21 protein-coding genes and 1 tRNA gene are annotated in these 17,470 nt (G+C 32.2%); 13 read left to right on the top strand and 9 right to left on the bottom strand.

Annotated features, from left to right (window positions below):
* The first annotated feature begins 22 nt into the window (after nucleotides 1-22).
* From UEQ13_RS14195 to UEQ13_RS14165, 7 genes are all read left to right on the top strand, one after another.
* On the top strand, nucleotides 23-1,780 hold the full coding sequence (locus UEQ13_RS14195) for a T9SS type A sorting domain-containing protein (protein ID WP_329806982.1): 1,758 nt from the start codon (nucleotides 23-25) through the stop codon (nucleotides 1,778-1,780).
* A 110-nt stretch (nucleotides 1,781-1,890) separates the two neighbouring features.
* Nucleotides 1,891-2,871: a LuxE/PaaK family acyltransferase gene (locus UEQ13_RS14190; protein WP_329806981.1), complete on the top strand. Its 981-nt coding sequence runs from the start codon at nucleotides 1,891-1,893 to the stop codon at nucleotides 2,869-2,871.
* 33 nt (nucleotides 2,872-2,904) lie between these two features.
* Nucleotides 2,905-3,672 (top strand): TatD family hydrolase, encoded by a 768-nt coding sequence (locus UEQ13_RS14185; RefSeq protein WP_329806980.1) that lies wholly within the window; start codon nucleotides 2,905-2,907, stop codon nucleotides 3,670-3,672.
* Nucleotides 3,673-3,729: 57 nt separating this feature from the next.
* Nucleotides 3,730-4,875 (top strand): 1-acyl-sn-glycerol-3-phosphate acyltransferase, encoded by a 1,146-nt coding sequence (locus UEQ13_RS14180; protein WP_329806979.1) that lies wholly within the window; start codon nucleotides 3,730-3,732, stop codon nucleotides 4,873-4,875.
* The gene (locus UEQ13_RS14175; RefSeq protein WP_329806978.1) at nucleotides 4,859-5,896 is read left to right on the top strand and encodes an asparaginase; all 1,038 of its coding nucleotides are present in this window, start codon (nucleotides 4,859-4,861) and stop codon (nucleotides 5,894-5,896) included. The genes UEQ13_RS14180 and UEQ13_RS14175 overlap by 17 nt, the downstream gene beginning before the upstream one ends.
* A gap of 4 nt (nucleotides 5,897-5,900) precedes the next feature.
* Nucleotides 5,901-5,985, top strand: a tRNA-Ser gene (locus tag UEQ13_RS14170).
* Nucleotides 5,986-6,005: 20 nt separating this feature from the next.
* Nucleotides 6,006-6,668 (top strand): porin family protein, encoded by a 663-nt coding sequence (locus tag UEQ13_RS14165; protein WP_329806977.1) that lies wholly within the window; start codon nucleotides 6,006-6,008, stop codon nucleotides 6,666-6,668.
* Here the strand turns inward: UEQ13_RS14165 and UEQ13_RS14160 are convergent.
* From UEQ13_RS14160 to asnS, 3 genes are all read right to left on the bottom strand, one after another.
* A complete protein-coding gene (locus tag UEQ13_RS14160; protein ID WP_329806976.1) occupies nucleotides 6,656-7,267 on the bottom strand; it encodes a hypothetical protein in 612 nt (203 codons plus the stop codon). The two genes, UEQ13_RS14165 and UEQ13_RS14160, sit on opposite strands and share 13 nt — an antisense overlap.
* Nucleotides 7,268-7,300: 33 nt before the next feature.
* Nucleotides 7,301-8,773: an RNA polymerase factor sigma-54 gene (gene rpoN, locus UEQ13_RS14155; protein WP_329806975.1), complete on the bottom strand. Its 1,473-nt coding sequence runs from the start codon at nucleotides 8,771-8,773 to the stop codon at nucleotides 7,301-7,303.
* A gap of 85 nt (nucleotides 8,774-8,858) precedes the next feature.
* Complete coding sequence (gene asnS, locus UEQ13_RS14150) at nucleotides 8,859-10,310, bottom strand: asparagine--tRNA ligase (protein ID WP_329806974.1); 1,452 nt, start codon at nucleotides 10,308-10,310, stop codon at nucleotides 8,859-8,861.
* A gap of 122 nt (nucleotides 10,311-10,432) precedes the next feature.
* Between asnS and UEQ13_RS14145 the strand changes: the two genes are divergently transcribed.
* Genes UEQ13_RS14145 through UEQ13_RS14125 form a run of 5 tightly spaced genes read left to right on the top strand, consistent with a single transcriptional unit; the run spans nucleotide 10,433 to nucleotide 12,574 of the window.
* Entirely contained in the window at nucleotides 10,433-10,648 is a 216-nt protein-coding gene (locus UEQ13_RS14145; protein ID WP_329806973.1) for an addiction module protein, read from the top strand.
* Nucleotides 10,648-10,950, top strand: a complete 303-nt coding sequence (locus tag UEQ13_RS14140) for a type II toxin-antitoxin system RelE/ParE family toxin (RefSeq protein WP_329806972.1) — start codon at nucleotides 10,648-10,650, stop codon at nucleotides 10,948-10,950. Before UEQ13_RS14145 ends, UEQ13_RS14140 begins: the two co-directional genes overlap by 1 nt.
* Before the next feature lie 50 nt (nucleotides 10,951-11,000).
* Complete coding sequence (locus UEQ13_RS14135; protein ID WP_329806971.1) at nucleotides 11,001-12,014, top strand: NAD-dependent epimerase/dehydratase family protein; 1,014 nt, start codon at nucleotides 11,001-11,003, stop codon at nucleotides 12,012-12,014.
* Nucleotides 12,015-12,065: 51 nt separating this feature from the next.
* Nucleotides 12,066-12,290, top strand: a complete 225-nt coding sequence (locus UEQ13_RS14130) for a hypothetical protein (RefSeq protein ID WP_329806970.1) — start codon at nucleotides 12,066-12,068, stop codon at nucleotides 12,288-12,290.
* Entirely contained in the window at nucleotides 12,281-12,574 is a 294-nt protein-coding gene (locus UEQ13_RS14125) for a type II toxin-antitoxin system RelE/ParE family toxin (RefSeq protein ID WP_329806969.1), read from the top strand. The genes UEQ13_RS14130 and UEQ13_RS14125 overlap by 10 nt, the downstream gene beginning before the upstream one ends.
* A 72-nt stretch (nucleotides 12,575-12,646) precedes the next feature.
* Here UEQ13_RS14125 and frr read toward each other — a convergent pair whose 3' ends face one another.
* The 3 genes from frr to UEQ13_RS14110 all read right to left on the bottom strand — a co-directional run bounded on the left by frr (nucleotide 12,647) and on the right by UEQ13_RS14110 (nucleotide 14,919).
* The gene (gene frr / locus UEQ13_RS14120) at nucleotides 12,647-13,210 is read right to left on the bottom strand and encodes a ribosome recycling factor (protein ID WP_166129224.1); all 564 of its coding nucleotides are present in this window, start codon (nucleotides 13,208-13,210) and stop codon (nucleotides 12,647-12,649) included.
* 113 nt (nucleotides 13,211-13,323) lie between these two features.
* Nucleotides 13,324-14,031: a UMP kinase gene (pyrH, locus tag UEQ13_RS14115; protein ID WP_329806968.1), complete on the bottom strand. Its 708-nt coding sequence runs from the start codon at nucleotides 14,029-14,031 to the stop codon at nucleotides 13,324-13,326.
* A gap of 108 nt (nucleotides 14,032-14,139) precedes the next feature.
* Nucleotides 14,140-14,919, bottom strand: coding sequence for a patatin-like phospholipase family protein (locus UEQ13_RS14110; RefSeq protein WP_329806967.1), 780 nt, complete (start codon nucleotides 14,917-14,919; stop codon nucleotides 14,140-14,142).
* A 117-nt stretch (nucleotides 14,920-15,036) separates the two neighbouring features.
* Here UEQ13_RS14110 and UEQ13_RS14105 point away from each other — a divergent pair, with 117 nt between their 5' ends.
* On the top strand, nucleotides 15,037-15,627 hold the full coding sequence (locus tag UEQ13_RS14105; protein ID WP_329806966.1) for a thioredoxin family protein: 591 nt from the start codon (nucleotides 15,037-15,039) through the stop codon (nucleotides 15,625-15,627).
* On the opposite strand, the gene truB is transcribed toward UEQ13_RS14105, so the two are convergent.
* From truB to UEQ13_RS14090, 3 genes are read right to left on the bottom strand one after another with little or no spacing between them, the layout of a single operon-like run.
* Entirely contained in the window at nucleotides 15,593-16,297 is a 705-nt protein-coding gene (gene truB, locus UEQ13_RS14100) for a tRNA pseudouridine(55) synthase TruB (protein ID WP_329806965.1), read from the bottom strand. The genes UEQ13_RS14105 and truB overlap by 35 nt on opposite strands.
* A complete protein-coding gene (locus UEQ13_RS14095) occupies nucleotides 16,297-17,106 on the bottom strand; it encodes an undecaprenyl-diphosphate phosphatase (protein ID WP_329806964.1) in 810 nt (269 codons plus the stop codon). Before UEQ13_RS14095 ends, truB begins: the two co-directional genes overlap by 1 nt.
* A 54-nt stretch (nucleotides 17,107-17,160) precedes the next feature.
* On the bottom strand, nucleotides 17,161-17,400 hold the full coding sequence (locus UEQ13_RS14090; RefSeq protein ID WP_329806963.1) for a DUF3098 domain-containing protein: 240 nt from the start codon (nucleotides 17,398-17,400) through the stop codon (nucleotides 17,161-17,163).
* Nucleotides 17,401-17,470 lie beyond the last annotated feature (70 nt).

The following is a 17,470-nucleotide window of genomic DNA, read 5'->3' as shown; positions in this document are numbered from 1 at the left end:
CTCAAATTAAAAATTTAAAAAAATGAAAAAAATTTACTCTTTATTATTAATTACTCTTGTATCTCTTTCAACACAGGCACAAGTAGTTATTAGTCAAGTTTATGGTGGTGGTGGAAATGCTGGCGCTACTTACACTCACGATTTTGTTGAATTATACAACAAAGGTGCTGCATCTGTAGATATTTCTGGATGGTCAGTACAATATGCAAGTGCAACAGGTACTGCTTGGGCAGTTAACGCAATTCCTGCTACTTCTACAATTGGGGCTGGAAAATATTTTTTAGTTAAATTAGCTTCAGGAGGTGCGGTTGGAACTGCATTACCAACTCCAGATGCAGATATAACAACATCACCTTCAAATATGTCTGGAACAGCTGGTAAAGTTGCATTAGTTAACAGCACTACAGCATTAGCTGGAGCTGTTGTTACTACTGGATATGTTGATTTATTAGGATTTGGATCAACTGCAACTTCATTTGAAACAGCTTTATTCCCAGGTACAGGAGTTAATAGTACTCTTTCTTTTAATAGAGGAAATAACGGATGTACTGATACAGATAATAATTCAACTGATTTTGCTGTAGCAAGTGCAAACCCAAGAAACTCTTCTGTTGCTACTTATAGCTGTACTGCGCCAAGTTTATCAGTAAGTTCTCCATCAAACGGTTTAACATTTAGCCCAGAAACAACTTCAATGTCATTAACATTAGCTGTAAACAACTTTAATGTAGCTAACGGAACTGGAAATGGACACATTCATTACAGAATTAATGCTGGTCCAGTAGTGGAGAAATATGACACAACACCAATTTCATTAACAAGTTTAACTCCAGGTCTTTATACTGTTTATTTAGAATTAGTAAATAATACTCATGTTGCTGTAGTTCCTGCTGTAAATACAACTTTTACATTCACTATTGCTTCTTACAATGTTGTTGCTAATTTAGCTGCCGTTAGAGCTGATGTTGTTGCTAATGGAGCAAACAAATATTACCAAGTTTCAAGTAATCCAGTTATTACTTATGCTAGAACAACAAGAAATCAAAAATACATTCAAGACGCTACTGGCGGTGTTTTAATTGACGATTTAGCTGGTACTATAACTACTACAATGGTAGCTGGTGATGCATTAGGTGGATTAAAAGGTCAAGCAACTTTATTTAGTTCTTTATTACAATTTATTCCTTCAACAAACGCAACAGTTGCCTCTTCAGGAAATGTTGTAACTCCACAAGTTGTTACAATTGCTGATTTAAATGCTGCTGCTGCTGCTGCAACTTACGAAAGTGAATTAGTACAAATTAACAATGTAACTTTTGATACTACTGTTGCTAATTTCCCAACAACTGCTACAAATGTAACTATTACAACTGGAGCTGATACAATGGTATTTAGAACATTATTTACTGAAGCAAACTATATGAATAATGCAAAACCAGCAACAGCCACTAACATATATGCTTTAGTAGGAAGAAATGGTGCTGCTGCACAAGTTACTTCAAGAAATACTGCTGATTTAAACGTTGTTTTATCTTCATCTTCTTTCTCTCAAATTAACGGATTAAAAATGTATCCAAACCCAACAAAAAACAATTTATTTATTGAAACAGCTTTAAATAGCGACATCAATGTATCAATTGTAAACATGTTAGGTAAAGAGGTTGTAAACACTAAAGTAGTTAACAACACGGTTAATGTTTCTAACTTAACTTCTGGTATTTACATTGTAAAAATTACGGAAGAAGGAAAAACTTCAACTAAGAAATTAATTATCGAATAATTATTTTTAAAATATATTTTAAAAAGGCATCAACGAAAGTTGGTGCTTTTTTTATGCTCAAAAAACAGAAAAGCAACGTACAACTAATAATCTTTTTCTACTTTTGCACTATGATTTCAAATGAAGATATTTTCTCTATTGCCTCTAAAAAAGAATTTGAAAAAATTACTTTAAAAGTCTTTCGTTTCCAATACGAAAACAATAAAGTATATCAATCTTTTTGTACTCATTTAGGAAAAAGTCCAAGTAATGTAAAACAAATTGGAGACATTCCTTTTTTACCGATTCAATTTTTTAAATCCGATAAAATAGTAAGTACTATAGACGAACCCAAAGTGATTTTTACAAGCAGCGGTACAACTGGAATGATCACTAGCAAACATTTTGTAACCGATGTTTCTCTTTACGAAAACAGCTACAACAAAGCTTTTGCACAGTTTTACGGAAACATTGAAGATTATTGTGTCTTAGCCTTGCTTCCATCCTATTTAGAACGAGATGGATCGTCTTTGATTTATATGGTAGAAGATTTAATTAAAAGCAGCAATCATCCAGACAGCGGCTTTTATTTGAATAATCTGGAAGAACTTTCTAATAAGATTATCGAATTAGAAAATGAAGGTCAGAACATCGTTTTAATTGGAGTTACTTATGCTCTTTTGGATTTAATTGAATACAAAAAATTCCAATTGAAAAACACCATCATAATGGAAACTGGCGGCATGAAAGGAAAAAGAAAAGAAATCATCAGAGAAGAATTACACCAAACACTTTGCGATGGATTTGGAGTTTCTGCCATTCATTCCGAATACGGTATGACCGAATTATTATCGCAAGCCTATTCTTTAGGAAACGGAATTTTCGAATGTCCAATATGGATGGATGTTTTAATTCGTGATACGGAAGATGCTTTAAGTTATATGGATAACGGAAAAACCGGTGGTATCAACGTAATTGATTTAGCAAATATAAATTCTTGTTCTTTTATAGCCACACAAGATTTAGGGAAAAAATACGAAAATAAAACATTTGAAGTATTAGGTCGATTTGACAACTCTGACATTAGAGGTTGTAATCTGATGGTTTACTAATTCCAACTTCAAAACCCAATTAAAAATAAAAAAATGATTTTTACAGATACGCACACGCATTTATATTCCGAAGAATTTTCAGAAGATAGAGACTTCATGATACAACGCGCTTTTGAAGCAGGTGTTTCGCGACTTTTCGTACCTTCAATTGACAGCAGTTATACGCAAAAAATGTACGATTTGGAAGCACAATATCCTGAAAACGTATTTTTAATGATGGGTTTACATCCTTGTTATGTAAAGGAAAATTATTTAGAGGAATTAGCTCACGTAGAATTCGAATTATCGAAAAGAAAATTTGCTGCAATAGGCGAAATTGGTATCGATTTATTTTGGGACAAATCGTTTTTAAAACAACAACAAGAAGTTTTTACGAGACAAATTCAATTAGCCAAACATTATAAATTACCTATAAATATTCATTGCAGAGATGCATTTGATGAAGTATTAGAAATTTTAGAACAAGAAAAATCACCTGAACTTTGGGGAATTTTTCATTGTTTTACGGGCGATTTCAATCAAGCAAACCAAGCGATTTCGTGCGGAATGAAATTAGGAATTGGTGGCGTAGCAACATTTAAAAACGGGAAAATCGATCAATTTTTAAATGAAATTGACATCAAAAATATCGTTTTAGAAACCGATGCACCGTATTTAGCACCTGTTCCATTTCGTGGAAAACGCAATGAAAGTAGTTATGTGAAATTAGTTGCAGAAAAATTATCGGAAATTTATAACTTGCCTTTAGAAGAAATTGCTGCAATTACCACAAAAAATAGCAAAGATGTCTTCGGATTTTAATATTTGATAACGATTAATTCCTATTTTTTTCGTTTTTTTGTAGATATAAAATAAAGTATGTCGAAATTTGATAAAATACGTCCTTATTATGATGCTGAAGTAAACGATGCCATTCGTACTTCAATCAATCATCCTATGATGAAAGCATTAATGGATTTTGCTTATCCAAACGTGGAAGAAAGCGTTTGGAAAGAACAATTACTTCGTACGCATTCCATTAGAGATTTTCAAATTAATTTTGCGTATCACGCCATAAAAAAGATTTTGGAAAAAAGTTCTGACGGATTGACTACATCTGGTTTTGAAAAATTAGAACCAAATACATCATATTTTTTCATTTCGAATCATAGAGATATCATATTAGATACTTCTTTACTAAATGTATGTTTACATGAACATGGCTTAGTAATGACTGCATCTGCCATTGGAGATAATTTAGTAAAAAAAGATTTTTTATTAATGCTTTCTAAACTAAATAGAAATTTTTTAGTCCAAAGAAATCTTACACCTAGAGAATTATTAGAAAGTTCTAGATTACTTTCAGAATATATGTACCGATTGGTTTCAAAAGAAAATCGTTCGGTTTGGATTGCACAACGTGAAGGAAGAACAAAAGACGGAAATGACGCGACACATCCAGGTGTTTTAAAGATGATGGCGATGGCTTCGGACGAAAAAAACAGCATGGATTTCTTTAAAAAAGTGAGAATTGTGCCTGTTTCTATTTCGTACGAATACGATCCGACAGATGCTTTAAAAATGCCGCAATTAATGGCTGAAGCTAACGATGAAATTTACACCAAAGATAAAAACGAAGATTTCATCACGCTTTTAAGCGGAATTATTGGTCAGAAAAAACGCATTCACATTCATGTTGGTGATGTTTTAGATTCAGAATTAGATGCTATTTCTGCAGAAACAACTAATTCTAACAAACAAATGTTTGCATTGGCACAAGTTGTTGATGATTCTATTTTGCAATCCTACAAACTTTGGCCAACAAATTATATCGCTTACGATTTACTAAACAATTCCAATACTTATTCTGATAAATATACCGAAAAAGAAAAACAACTGTTTGAACGTAGATTAGAACTAAGAATTAATGCCGATGATTCAAAAATAAAAGAAAGCTTCTTAGCTATGTATGCGAATCCGGTGATTAACAAATTAAAATATCAAAAAATTGAAAGCCATTCTTAAGCCAAATATTTTACTAATTTACACCGGTGGAACTATTGGTATGATAAAAGATGCCGATACTGGCGCGCTAAAAGCTTTCAACTTTAAAAAATTAATAAAAGGCATTCCAGAATTAAAATTATTGGATTGTAACGTCGAAACGGTTTCCTTTCAAAAACCAATCGATTCCTCAAATATGCAGATTATAGATTGGCAAAAAATGGCAGCCATCATTGAAGAAAATTATACTAATTTTGATGGTTTTGTTGTGCTTCATGGTTCGGATACGATGTCTTATAGCGCTTCTGCTTTAAGTTTTATGTTTGAAAATTTAGACAAACCTATCGTTTTTACGGGCTCACAATTACCTATTGGTGATTTGCGTACAGACGCGAAAGAAAACTTAATTACAGCCATTCAAATCGCTTCTTTACAAGATAAAGGCAAGCCAGTAATACAAGAAGTTTCCTTATATTTCGAATATAAATTATATAGAGGAAACAGAACAACTAAAATAAGTGCGGAACATTTTAATGCGTTTACATCACCCAACTTTCCTGAATTAGTAGAATCTGGCGTACATTTGAAAGTCAATAATGCTATTTTACTGAAACAAAAAACAACCAAGAAACTAAAAGTCAATATCAATTTTGACGATAATGTTTTGATATTAAAATTATTTCCAGGAATTAACAAAACCATTTTACATTCTCTTTTACACACACCCAATTTAAAAGGTGTCATTTTAGAAACTTATGGTTCAGGAAATGCGCCAATGGAAAATTGGTTTATTAGTGAAATTGAAAACGCCATTGAACGTGGATTACATATTATTAATGTCACACAATGTAGCGGCGGAAGTGTTTTAATGGGAACATATGAAACCAGTACAAGATTAAAAGAAATAGGTTTAATATCTGGAAAAAACATCACAACTGAAGCAGCAATTACGAAATTAATGTATTTGTTGGGTCAAAACGTGGCAAGTTCAGTTTTTAAGACTATTTTTGAGACTCCTTTACGAGGAGAAATGAACGATTAAAACTAGAAAGGTGGCCGAGTGGCTGAAGGCGCACGCTTGGAAAGCGTGTATATGGTAACATATCGAGGGTTCGAATCCCTTCCTTTCTGCAAAAAACTAAGTGATGAAGATGAAAATATTGTTTTTTTTATGGATTCCGTTTGTTTGTTTCTCACAAGAAATAAAACCAACTGAAGCAAACAATTTAACGAAGATAGATTCACTTTACAGAGAAGATCAATTTTACGCTTCTTTAAGTTATAATTTAATTCAAAACAGACCTTCTGGATTTAAGCAGTTTTCCTTTTCTCCAGGAATAACAGTTGGTTTTTTGAGAGATTTTCCGATTTCAAAAAACAGACATTGGGCTATTGCTCCCGGATTAGGTTATTCGTATAATAACATCAAACAATTTATTAATTCCGACGAACTTGCAGGAAGCAATATCATTGTTCCAGCTGAAAACATTAGAACTGTAATTACAACTCACGGCATTGAAATCCCTTTAGAAGTACGATGGAGAAACTCTAATCCAACAAGTCATAGCTTTTGGAGAATATATACAGGTTTTAAAGCGACTTATGTTTTCAACTCTAAACTAAAAATTGAATCTTCAACTGGAAGCACGAAAGAATCTATTTCAGATGAAATCAATCGTTGGCAATATGGCGCTTATATTTCTGTTGGATTTAACACTTGGAATCCCTACGTATATTACGGTTTGAACCCGATTTTTAAAGATGGCTCGAAGATGAGTAATTTTAATATTGGCTTTCAGTTTTACATACTATAAAACCAAACAAATACTTGCGGTAACGCACCAATAAACATTCCTGCAATTAATTCAATTGGCGTATGTGCTTTCATGTATAATCTTGAAGACGCTACAAAACCCATACACATGATTAAATATGCAAGTGTATAAGTCGCTTCAATTTCTAAATAACTGCTTAACATTACAACAAAAACAAATAATGATGTAATGCCAATCATATGTAAACTCGCTTTAAACCTCAACATAACGGAAACAAAAACCAAAAAAGAACTGATTAATCCCGCTTGAAAAAACTTATACAATTCTGGAAAATGAGTATCCAAAATCGTGAAATTTAACAAACAATACAATAATAACACTTGAATAAAAATAGGCAATCTTCTTTCTTCAATAGTGGCTTCTGTGAATGATTTTACTTTTTTTAAAGCTTTTAGCAACATGTAAAAACTTATAGGCAAAAGAATTGTTAAAATAAATATCTGAATAAAAGACAAATACACTTCCGCTAATAAACTTATATTTTTAGTGAATAAAAAGTATAAAATCGCACCATAAATAGAGATAAATATGGGGTGAAAAATATATGAAAACGGTTGTAAAAGGTATTTTGTTTTCAATGATAAATAAAATTTAGGAAATTATCTCTAAAGCTACATTTTTTTTCTCAAACGAGCCACAGGAATATCTAATTGTTCTCTGTATTTAGCGATGGTTCTTCTGGCAATTGGAAAACCTTTTTCTTTTAACATGGCTGCTAAATCTTCGTCTGGTAAAGGCTTGCTTTTATCTTCTTCCGCAATAACTCTTTCTAAAATGTTTTTGATTTCAATCGTAGAAACATCTTCTCCTTGATCGTTTTTCATCGCTTCAGAAAAGAATTCTTTAATTAATTTCGTTCCGTAAGGCGTATCTACATATTTGCTATTCGCCACACGAGAAATCGTAGAAATATCTAAACCAATCATATCTGCAATATCTTTCAGAATCATGGGTTTTAACTTTGATTCTTCTCCATCTAAGAAATATTCTTGTTGGAAATACATAATCGCATTCATCGTAACAAATAATGTTTCTTGACGTTGTTTAATCGCATCAATAAACCATTTAGCTGAATCTAGTTTTTGTTTGATAAACTGAACCGCATCTTTTTGTGAATTCGATTTATCACTCGACACTTTATAGGTTTGCAACATTTCTTGATAATCTTTAGAAACGTGCAATTCTGGAGCATTTCTGCCGTTTAAAAGTAATTCTAATTCGCCATCTACAATTCGAATCGTAAAATCTGGAACTACATGTTCGACCATTCTACTGTTGCTATCATAACTTCCTCCTGGTTTTGGATTTAGTTTTTCAATTTCGTCAATAGCTTTTTTCAATTGCTCTTTCGTACAATCAAATTTTTGTAATAATTTATCGTAATGCTTCTTCGTAAAAGCATCAAATTGTTTTTCAATTACAGCAATCGCTAAATTTACCGATTCGGTAGGCGTTTTGTGTTTCAATTGAATTAACAAACATTCTTGTAAATCTCTTGCGCCAACTCCAGATGGTTCTAATTGTTGTACGATGTGTAAAATTCTATCTACCGTTTTTTCATCAGTATAGACTCCTTGCGTAAACGCCATATCATCCACAATATCCTGAATCGTTCTTCTGATATAACCAGAATCTTCGATACTTCCGACTAAAAATTCAGCAATTTCTCTATCATTTTCCGTAAGGATAAAAGTATTTAACTGATTAATTAAATCTTGATGAAAACTAACTTGAGCTTGCATCGGCATCGTTCTGTCTTCGTCGTCATCGCTATAATTATTGCTTTGGTATTTATAATCTGGCGTTTCGTCGTTGCTTAAATATTCATCGATGTTGATGTCGCCAGTGTCAATTTGATCGTTGTCGTAATCGTCATAACTATCCTCGTCATTTGAATTATCATTATAATCATCTAACGATTCATTATTGTCATCTAAACTTCCTTCTAAAGCTGGATTTTCAACCATTTCTTCTTGCAAACGTTGCTCAAAAGCTTGCGTAGGCAATTGAATTAACTTCATCAACTGAATTTGTTGAGGAGATAATTTTTGCGATAATTTGAAATTTAAACTGTGTTTTAGCATTGATTTTTTGTTTAAAAGTTTAAGGTTTCAAGTTTCAAGTTATTGCAACAACAACAACTTGAAACTTTAAACTTGAAACAAATTTTTAGAATTCTGCGTTATCTGGTGTTCTTGGGAAAGGAATTACGTCACGGATATTTGTCATACCAGTTACGAATAATACCAATCTTTCGAAACCTAATCCGAAACCTGAATGCACTGCTGAACCGAATCTACGAGTATCTAAATACCACCATAATTCTTCTTCATCAATACCTAAAGCTTTCATTTTTTCAACTAAAACGTCTAAACGTTCTTCTCTTTGAGAACCTCCAACAATTTCTCCAATTCCTGGGAATAAGATATCCATCGCTCTTACCGTTTCTTTTCCTGGTTCTGTTCCGTCATTTAAACGCATGTAAAACGCTTTAATTTTCGCAGGATAATCGAATAAAATTACTGGACATTTGAAATGTTTTTCCACTAAAAAACGTTCGTGTTCCGATTGTAAGTCGGCACCCCATTCGTCAATTAAATACTGGAATTTTTTATTTTTATTTGGCTTAGAATTCTTTAAAATATCGATAGCTTCCGTATACGAAACACGTTTGAAATTGTTTTCTAAAACGAAATTCAATTTTTCTAATAACGGCATTTCGCTTCGTTCCGCTTGTGGTTTGTTTTTTTCTTCTTCGATTAAACGGTTTTCTAAGAACTTTAAATCTTCAGAACATTTATCTATCGTGTATTTGATTACATTTTGAATAAAATCTTCTGCTAAATCCATGTTCGCAGCTAAATCATTGAATGCCACTTCTGGTTCAATCATCCAGAATTCCGCTAAGTGACGAGAAGTGTTTGAATTCTCCGCACGGAACGTTGGTCCGAACGTATAAACCTGACCTAAAGACATTGCGTATGTTTCCGCTTCTAATTGTCCAGAAACTGTAAGATTCGTTTGTTTTCCAAAAAAGTCTTCTTTGTAGTTTACTTTTCCTTCTTCTGTTCTTGGCGTATTGTCAAATGGTAAAGCCGAAACTTGGAACATTTCTCCAGCACCTTCTGCATCTGAACCTGTGATAATTGGCGTATTTACATACACAAATCCTTTTTCTTGAAAATATTTATGCACCGCAAAAGACAACGTAGAACGCACACGCATAATCGCACCAAACATATTTGTTCTCGTACGTAAATGGGCATTTTCTCTTAAGAAGTCTAAACTTGGTTTGTTTTTGGGTTGTATTGGGAATTTTTCTGCATCAGAATCTCCAAGAATTTCTAGTTTAGTTACTTGAATTTCTACTTTCTGACCCGCACCTTGACTTTCCACCAAAGTTCCAATAACAGAAATAGCCGCACCTGTTGTGATACGCTTTAACGTTTCTTCAGGCGTGTTTTCAAAATCAACTACACATTGAATATTATTAAGTGTTGAACCATCATTTAGCGCAATAAACTGATTGTTTCTAAACGTTCTTACCCAACCTTTTGCGTTTACTTCTTGTAACGTTTTTGTATTTTCTAATAAATCTATAATTCTTATGTGCTTCTTCATCTTTTCGTAAAATTCATTTAAAGTGCAAATATAGTGCGAATTATTGAGTTTTAGAAATGTGTTTTTGCAGTTTATTGTATTTAGGATTTTTGTATATTTGTATTACAAATATTTATAATATTATGGACTTAGCAACGAGAAAATATAATTTTATTCAGGAAGTTTTTTCTATAGAAAATGAAATTTTTGAGAAATTAGAAAAGATTTTAAAAAAAGAGAAAAATGAAAAATCTGAAATTCCATTAGACCATAAGTTAGAACTTGAAAAACGTTTAGAAGAATATAGAAAAAATCCGGAAAACGTTTTAAATTGGTCTGATTTGAAAGAAAAGTGGTAATGAAATATACCTTAAAATTAGTACCGCTAGTTTATAAAGATTTACAAAAAGCTAAAAAATGGTATGCCACTATTAATACTGAATTAGGAAACGATTTTAAAGAAAAAGTAAATCAGGAATTTGAATACATCAATCAATTTCCAAAAAATTATCAGAAAAAACATAACGAAATCAGACAAGCATTTGTAACAAGATTTCCTTATACCATTTACTACATCATTGAAGAAGAACTAAAAACCATTCTTGTAATTGGAGTTTTAGCACAAAAACAAAGTTTTGAAAAGATTAAGAAAAGAGTATAAAATAAATTTAACTTTTTAAAGCATATTTTTTTATTCCATAATTTTACGAAATGATTTTAGTTACAGGCGGAACAGGTTTAGTGGGTTTTCATTTATTATTGCAACTTTCTTTAGAAAAGGAGGCTGTTCGGGCAATATATAGATCGGAGAAAAAGCTACAACACATTAAAAATTTATTTGAAAAAGCAAACAAACTTCCTCAATTTGAAAAAATTGATTGGGTTCAAGCCGATATTTTAGATGTTCCAGCGCTTGAATTAGCTTTTACAGATGTTTCGTTGGTGTATCATTGCGCCGCTTTGGTTTCTTTTAATCCGAAAGACGAAGACAAACTCTATCAAAATAATATTGTTGGAACGGCGAATGTGGTCAATCTTTCACTTTCTACAACTGTGAAAAAACTTTGTTATGTGAGTTCGATAGCTGCTTTAGGAAACGGAACAGAGCATAATTTAATCATTAACGAAGAAACGGAGAGAAATAACGAAGCGGTTAGAAGCGATTATTCGATTTCGAAATTTGGCGCGGAAATGGAAGTTTGGCGCGGCTTTCAAGAAGGATTAGAAGTAGTAATTGTGAATCCAGGTGTGATTTTCGGAAACGGATTTCCTAAAGAAGGAAGTTCATTATTCATTCAAAACATCAAAGAGGGACAATTGTTTTACACGTTAGGAAAACTCGGAATTGTTGCCGTTGAAGATGTGGTAAAAGCCATGATGACTTTAATGAAAAGCACCATTTCTGGAGAACGATTCATTTTGGTTGCCGAAGAAGTAACTTACAAAGAACTATTTGATAGCATTGCTGAGATTCTGAAACAAGTTCAGAATGACAAAAGAATAAAAAAACCAAAATATGAAGTCAAAAAGTGGCAAGTGCAAATTGCGCGTGTTTTAGAATTTATTTTTGCCGCACTATTTTTCAGAAAAAGAATGTTGACGAAATCCACCATAAATTCTTTGTACAATTTGGAAATCCACGATACGAATAAAATCAAAAATGCTATTGCTTTTGAGTTTAGTGATATGAAAGTGTATTTGAAAGAGTTGATTGAGAAACCTTAAAATTTATTTCAATCAATTTTGTATATTTGTTATACTAAATATATTTACATTATGGATTTAGCGACAAGAAAATATAATTTCATTCAAGAGTTAATTCATATTGACGAAAAACTTTTTGAAAAATTGGAAAAACTTCTTAAATCGAACAAAAAAGATTGGCATAATGAACTTTCTTCTGACGAATTGAAAGAAATTGAAAATGGTTTAAACGATGCTAAAAACGAAGAATTTATTTCTAACGAAAAAGTAATGAATAAATTTTCGAAATGGCATTAGAAATAAAATGGACTAAGCAAGCAGAAAAAGGCTTAGACCATGTTATAAAATATTTAGAAACCGAATGGACAATTAAAGAAATTTTGCTATTAGAAACTAAATTAAAAAATGCTTTAAATCAAATTGCTACAAACCCTGAATTATTTCCAAAATCTGAATATTATAAAGATTTACATAAAGTAATTATAGATAAAAATAATTACTTAGTCTATAAGATAAACAACTCTAAAGGCCGTATTGAAATAATTAATTTTAGAGGTACGAAGCAAAAACCAAAACATTAGTAGGCATAAAAAATCCAAATTCCTTTTACATATTGGAATTTGGATTTTTTAATATTGAATGTTTTCACAAACTTATACCTTCATAATTTCAGCTTCTTTAACGGCTAAAACTTCTTCAATTTTTTTGATGTACGAATCTGTTAATTTTTGCACTGAATCTTCTGCTACCTTACAAATATCTTCAGACGTTCCGTTTTTTTCTTCTTTTTTAATGTCGCTATTAGCGTCTTTTCTTGCGTTTCTGATACCAACTTTAGCATCTTCCGCTTCCGCTTTAGCTTGTTTTACTAATTCTTTACGTCTGTCTTCTGTTAAAGCTGGAATACTAATGATAATATTATCACCATTGTTCATTGGATTTAAACCTAAATTAGCAATCATAATTGCTTTTTCAATAGGTTGTAACATCGCTTTTTCCCACGGTGTAACTGTTAACGTTCTTGCATCAGCAGCAACCACATTGGCTACTTGAGACAAAGCCGTTTGCGCACCATAATAATCTACAAAAACACTTCCTAACATTTGAGGAGACGCTTTACCTGCTCTGATGTTTAAAAATTCTTTTTCTAAATGCGCTACAGATCCATTCATAGATTCTTTAGCACTGTCGATAATAAAATTAATTTCTTCTGTCATAATACTCTTGTTTCAAGTTTCAAGTTTCAGGTTAAAACACATGTTCTAATTCCTATCTAACTCTTACTAACTTTATATTTCTAAATTCGTAAATCCTAATTCTAAATTCGTAATTAAATAATCACTGTAGTTCCAACAGTTTCGCCGTTACAAATTTTAAGTAAATTCCCTTTTTTGTTCATATCGAAAACAATAATTGGTAATTTATTTTCTTGACTTAACGTAAAAGCTGTTGTATCCATCACATTTAATCCTTTCGCTAACACATCATCAAAAGTAATGGTGTCATATTTTACGGCGTTAGCATCTTTTTCTGGATCAGCTGTGTAAACTCCGTCAACACGTGTTCCTTTTAAAATCACATCACAACCTACTTCAATTCCTCTTAAAACGGCTGCTGTATCAGTTGTGAAATAAGGATTTCCTGTTCCTGCACCAAAAATTACAATTCTTCCTTTTTCTAGGTGACGTGTTGCTCTTCTTTTAATATATGGTTCTGCAATCGCTTCAATTTTTAAGGCTGTTTGCAAACGAGTTGGCATTCCAGCATCTTCCAAAGCACCTTGTAATGCCATTCCGTTAATCACGGTTGCTAACATTCCCATATAATCACCTTGCACACGATCCATACCGTTACTCGCACCAGCTACACCTCTAAAAATATTTCCTCCACCAATTACAATGGCAATTTCTACACCTTGATCGTGAATTTGCTTAATTTCTGCAGCATATTCTGCTAAAGTTTTAGGATCAATTCCGTATTGTCTTTCGCCCATTAAGGCTTCTCCACTTAATTTAAGAAGTATTCTTTTGTAACTCATTGTGTTGGATTGTTTGATTTTTGTTTCCAGAATAAATTATTGATACTTCTGAAATTCTGATGCAAATATAGTTAAATAGCTCTTTTCTAAAAAATATGTTTTTAAGATTTATGCGACTAAATTTTCAAAACTCTTTTTGGCTTCTTCATAACCAATTTTATAAATCGAATCCATTTTTGATTTACTAGTTTCAAATGTACTGAAATTAGCTAATTCTTTGGGTTCAATAATTAAATCGCAATAATTAAATTTTTGAAAACTCGAATTAGCTGTCAATAATTCCAAGGCTCTATACGTTACTGATTTTATAGAATTTAACTGTTTAGCTTCCAAATTCTGAACCGGACTCACATAAACACCAATAATGGATTCGCATTTCCCTACTAATAAATCGGCAGGAAAATGATTTAATATACCGCCATCACTAAATAATTCGCCTTTAATCAGATATGGTGAAATCATACCTGGAACGGCAGTTGACGCTAAAATAGCATCTACAATTTTAGTTTCTGGGCTAAAGATTTTCAATTTTCCTTTCACCATATCTGTTGCTGTTATGTAGGTTGGAATTTCTAATTCACCCAAAGTAACATCGCCAAATATTTCCTGAAAATAAGGTTTAAACGAATCAGAATCTACAATTCCGGCTTTTTTGAAAGTGAAATGTTTCCAGTGAAAAAAGTAAATCGATTTAAAAAATTCTAAAATTTCTTCGGGTTTTTTACCAAAAGCATACATCGCACCAACAATGGCACCTGCACTAGAACCAGCAATACAAGTTGGTTTTATATTTTGTTCGTGAAAATATTTCAGTACGCCTGCATGCGCAATTCCTTTAGAACCACCACCCGAAAAAACGAAACCATTATTTTTTGTATTACTTTTCATTATTATAAGATTATCTATACAAAAGTAACGAATAATACAGAAGAAATATTATGTGTAACTTATATTACACAATTCCTCATTAATTATTTTTAATTTTGTAGAAACAATTCATCAATTATGATATCTATCATCCAATCTGCGTTACAAAACAGTCTTTCTTATAGTGCATACCGAACTTTAGTTTCGAAATTAATTGACGAAGGAAAATCGACAGGAAATGAACAAAGTGCCGATTTGTTACATTATTCAGAATTGAATGAAGTTCGAATGAAACGTTTAGAGAAAACCTTGAAAATGGATTCGGAAGTTTTTTCAACACTACAAAATTTGAAATCGAAACTAACTTGGCTAGTGATATCCGAAGGTTGGTGTGGTGATGCGGCTCAGATTTTACCTATTATCAAATTAATGGCTGAGGCTTCTGAAAACATAGATTTGAAAATTGTGTTACGTGATGAACACGAAGATTTAATCAACCAGTTTTTAACAAATGGCGCTAAATCTATTCCGAAATTGATTATTTTAGACGAAAACTTAAACCTAATCAATCATTGGGGACCCCGACCAGAAGCTGCGAAAAATTTAATTCTAGATTACAAAGCTAAACACGGAATTGTAGATGAACCTGCGAAAATTGCGTTACAAAAATGGTATTTGGATGATAAAGGAATTTCTACTCAGAAGGAGATTGTTGCAATGCTTCAATAAAAGCTTCCGGTTCTACTCCATTTTCCACAGAATAATCCCCAATTTTAGTTCTACGAAGTGCGGTTAAATGTCCGCCAGAATTTAAAGCTAACCCAAAATCGTAAGCTATTGAACGAATATAAGTTCCTTTGCTACATACAATTCTGAAATCTATTTCTGGTAAGGCAATTCGGGTAATTTCAAATTCGGAAACGGTTACTTTTCTCGTTTTAATTTCGACTTCAATTCCAGCACGAGCTGATTCGTACAAACGCTTTCCATCCTTTTTAATGGCTGAAAAAACAGGTGGTTTTTGATCGATTTCACCAATAAATTGTGGTAACGTTTCGTGAATTAATGCTTCTGTAATGTGTTCGGTTGGAAATCTTTCGTTGATTTCTGTTTCTAAATCGTAGGAAGGTGTTGTGGCACCAACTGTGATAGTTCCAGTATATTCTTTGGCTTGACCTTGTAATTCTTCGATTCTTTTCGTGAATTTTCCCGTACAAATTATCAACAAGCCAGAAGCTAATGGATCTAACGTTCCCGCATGACCAATTTTGAATTTTTTAGGTAGTTTTAATTCTTTGATTAGACCAAACTTTAATTTATTTACTGCTTGAAAAGACGACCATTTTAGTGGTTTATCAATCAATAAAATCTGCCCTTCTAAATAGTTTTCTGGAGTCATTATTTGTATAAATTAAAGTAAGCTAATAATAAAATTCCTGCGATAATTCTATACCAACCCCAAGGTTTAAATCCGTATTTTTTGATAATTTCTATAAAAAATTTAATCGCTAAAACCGCGACCGCAAAGGCAACTATATTTCCAACAATAAACATTTTGGTGTTTTCTTCTGATTTTAAAATTAATTCAAAACCTTTTAAACCGCTTTTGTCGTACGTTTTCAAAAACACAGAATAACAGGTAACCGCTAACATAGTTGGCACCGCTAAAAAGAACGAAAACTCGGCTGCCGCTTGACGCGTTAAACCTTGCTGCATTCCACCAATAATACTTGCAGCACTTCTACTAGTTCCTGGCATCATGGCTAAACATTGCCAAAAACCAATAGCAACGGCTTTTTTAATCGTAATATCTTCTTCTTTATGAATGGTTGGACTTTGAAAAAATCTATCGATAAATAATAAAATAATTCCACCTATAATTAATACGATTGCAATTGGAGTTGGATGTTCTAAAACGGCCTCAATTTTATCATCGAATAGTTTCCCTAAGATTAAAGCGGGTACAACGGCACAAGCTAATTTGATGAAGAATTGTAGTTTAGAGAAATCGAAAAACTTTTTCCAATACAATACGACAACCGCTAAAATGGCCCCAAATTGTATTGAAACTTGAAATAATTTCACAAATTCTTCTTTTTCAATTCCGAAATAAGAACTAGTAAAAATCATGTGACCTGTTGAGGAAACCGGCAAATATTCCGTTAAACCTTCAACAATAGCAATGATTATGGCTTGTAATAAATCCATTTTTATGGTGGTTAGTGATTAGTGAAGAGTGATTAGTAAAATACTAGTCACTAATTACTTTTTACTCTTTGCTAAAATCGAATAAATTGTAATTCCAAAACCAATTAACACGACTGTAGGCGCTAATCTGATTCTTCTGAAATTATATACTTCTTCATTGAAAACATTTGGGTTTTCGTTGGAACCACCGCTCATTAAAATGAAACCTAAGGCTATCACGACTAATCCAATGATTAATATCTTATAATTGTTTGCACCGAATAAAAATTCCTGCTTGTTTGTATCTTCTTTCATAATTTTTAAACCTTTTTACTTGGCTCTTTTTACTTTTTACTTGGCTCTTTTTACTTGGTTCTTTTTACTT

The sequence above is a fragment of the Flavobacterium facile genome, assembly GCF_036321945.1.
GTDB lineage: Bacteria > Bacteroidota > Bacteroidia > Flavobacteriales > Flavobacteriaceae > Flavobacterium > Flavobacterium facile.
Note: the sequence above shows the minus strand (reverse complement) of the source record. Positions and strands in the feature narration are given on the sequence as shown.

Coding starts and splice junctions, on each gene's coding strand:
- UEQ13_RS14195 (WP_329806982.1), top strand. CDS start 23: ATGAAAAAAATTTACTCTTTATTATTAATTACTCTTGTATCTCTTTCA.
- UEQ13_RS14190 (WP_329806981.1), top strand. CDS start 1,891: ATGATTTCAAATGAAGATATTTTCTCTATTGCCTCTAAAAAAGAATTT.
- UEQ13_RS14185 (WP_329806980.1), top strand. CDS start 2,905: ATGATTTTTACAGATACGCACACGCATTTATATTCCGAAGAATTTTCA.
- UEQ13_RS14180 (WP_329806979.1), top strand. CDS start 3,730: ATGTCGAAATTTGATAAAATACGTCCTTATTATGATGCTGAAGTAAAC.
- UEQ13_RS14165 (WP_329806977.1), top strand. CDS start 6,006: ATGAAAATATTGTTTTTTTTATGGATTCCGTTTGTTTGTTTCTCACAA.
- rpoN (WP_329806975.1), bottom strand. CDS start 8,773: ATGCTAAAACACAGTTTAAATTTCAAATTATCGCAAAAATTATCTCCT.
- asnS (WP_329806974.1), bottom strand. CDS start 10,310: ATGAAGAAGCACATAAGAATTATAGATTTATTAGAAAATACAAAAACG.
- UEQ13_RS14145 (WP_329806973.1), top strand. CDS start 10,433: ATGGACTTAGCAACGAGAAAATATAATTTTATTCAGGAAGTTTTTTCT.
- UEQ13_RS14140 (WP_329806972.1), top strand. CDS start 10,648: ATGAAATATACCTTAAAATTAGTACCGCTAGTTTATAAAGATTTACAA.
- UEQ13_RS14135 (WP_329806971.1), top strand. CDS start 11,001: ATGATTTTAGTTACAGGCGGAACAGGTTTAGTGGGTTTTCATTTATTA.
- UEQ13_RS14130 (WP_329806970.1), top strand. CDS start 12,066: ATGGATTTAGCGACAAGAAAATATAATTTCATTCAAGAGTTAATTCAT.
- UEQ13_RS14125 (WP_329806969.1), top strand. CDS start 12,281: ATGGCATTAGAAATAAAATGGACTAAGCAAGCAGAAAAAGGCTTAGAC.
- frr (WP_166129224.1), bottom strand. CDS start 13,210: ATGACAGAAGAAATTAATTTTATTATCGACAGTGCTAAAGAATCTATG.
- pyrH (WP_329806968.1), bottom strand. CDS start 14,031: ATGAGTTACAAAAGAATACTTCTTAAATTAAGTGGAGAAGCCTTAATG.
- UEQ13_RS14110 (WP_329806967.1), bottom strand. CDS start 14,919: ATGAAAAGTAATACAAAAAATAATGGTTTCGTTTTTTCGGGTGGTGGT.
- UEQ13_RS14105 (WP_329806966.1), top strand. CDS start 15,037: ATGATATCTATCATCCAATCTGCGTTACAAAACAGTCTTTCTTATAGT.
- truB (WP_329806965.1), bottom strand. CDS start 16,297: ATGACTCCAGAAAACTATTTAGAAGGGCAGATTTTATTGATTGATAAA.
- UEQ13_RS14095 (WP_329806964.1), bottom strand. CDS start 17,106: ATGGATTTATTACAAGCCATAATCATTGCTATTGTTGAAGGTTTAACG.
- UEQ13_RS14090 (WP_329806963.1), bottom strand. CDS start 17,400: ATGAAAGAAGATACAAACAAGCAGGAATTTTTATTCGGTGCAAACAAT.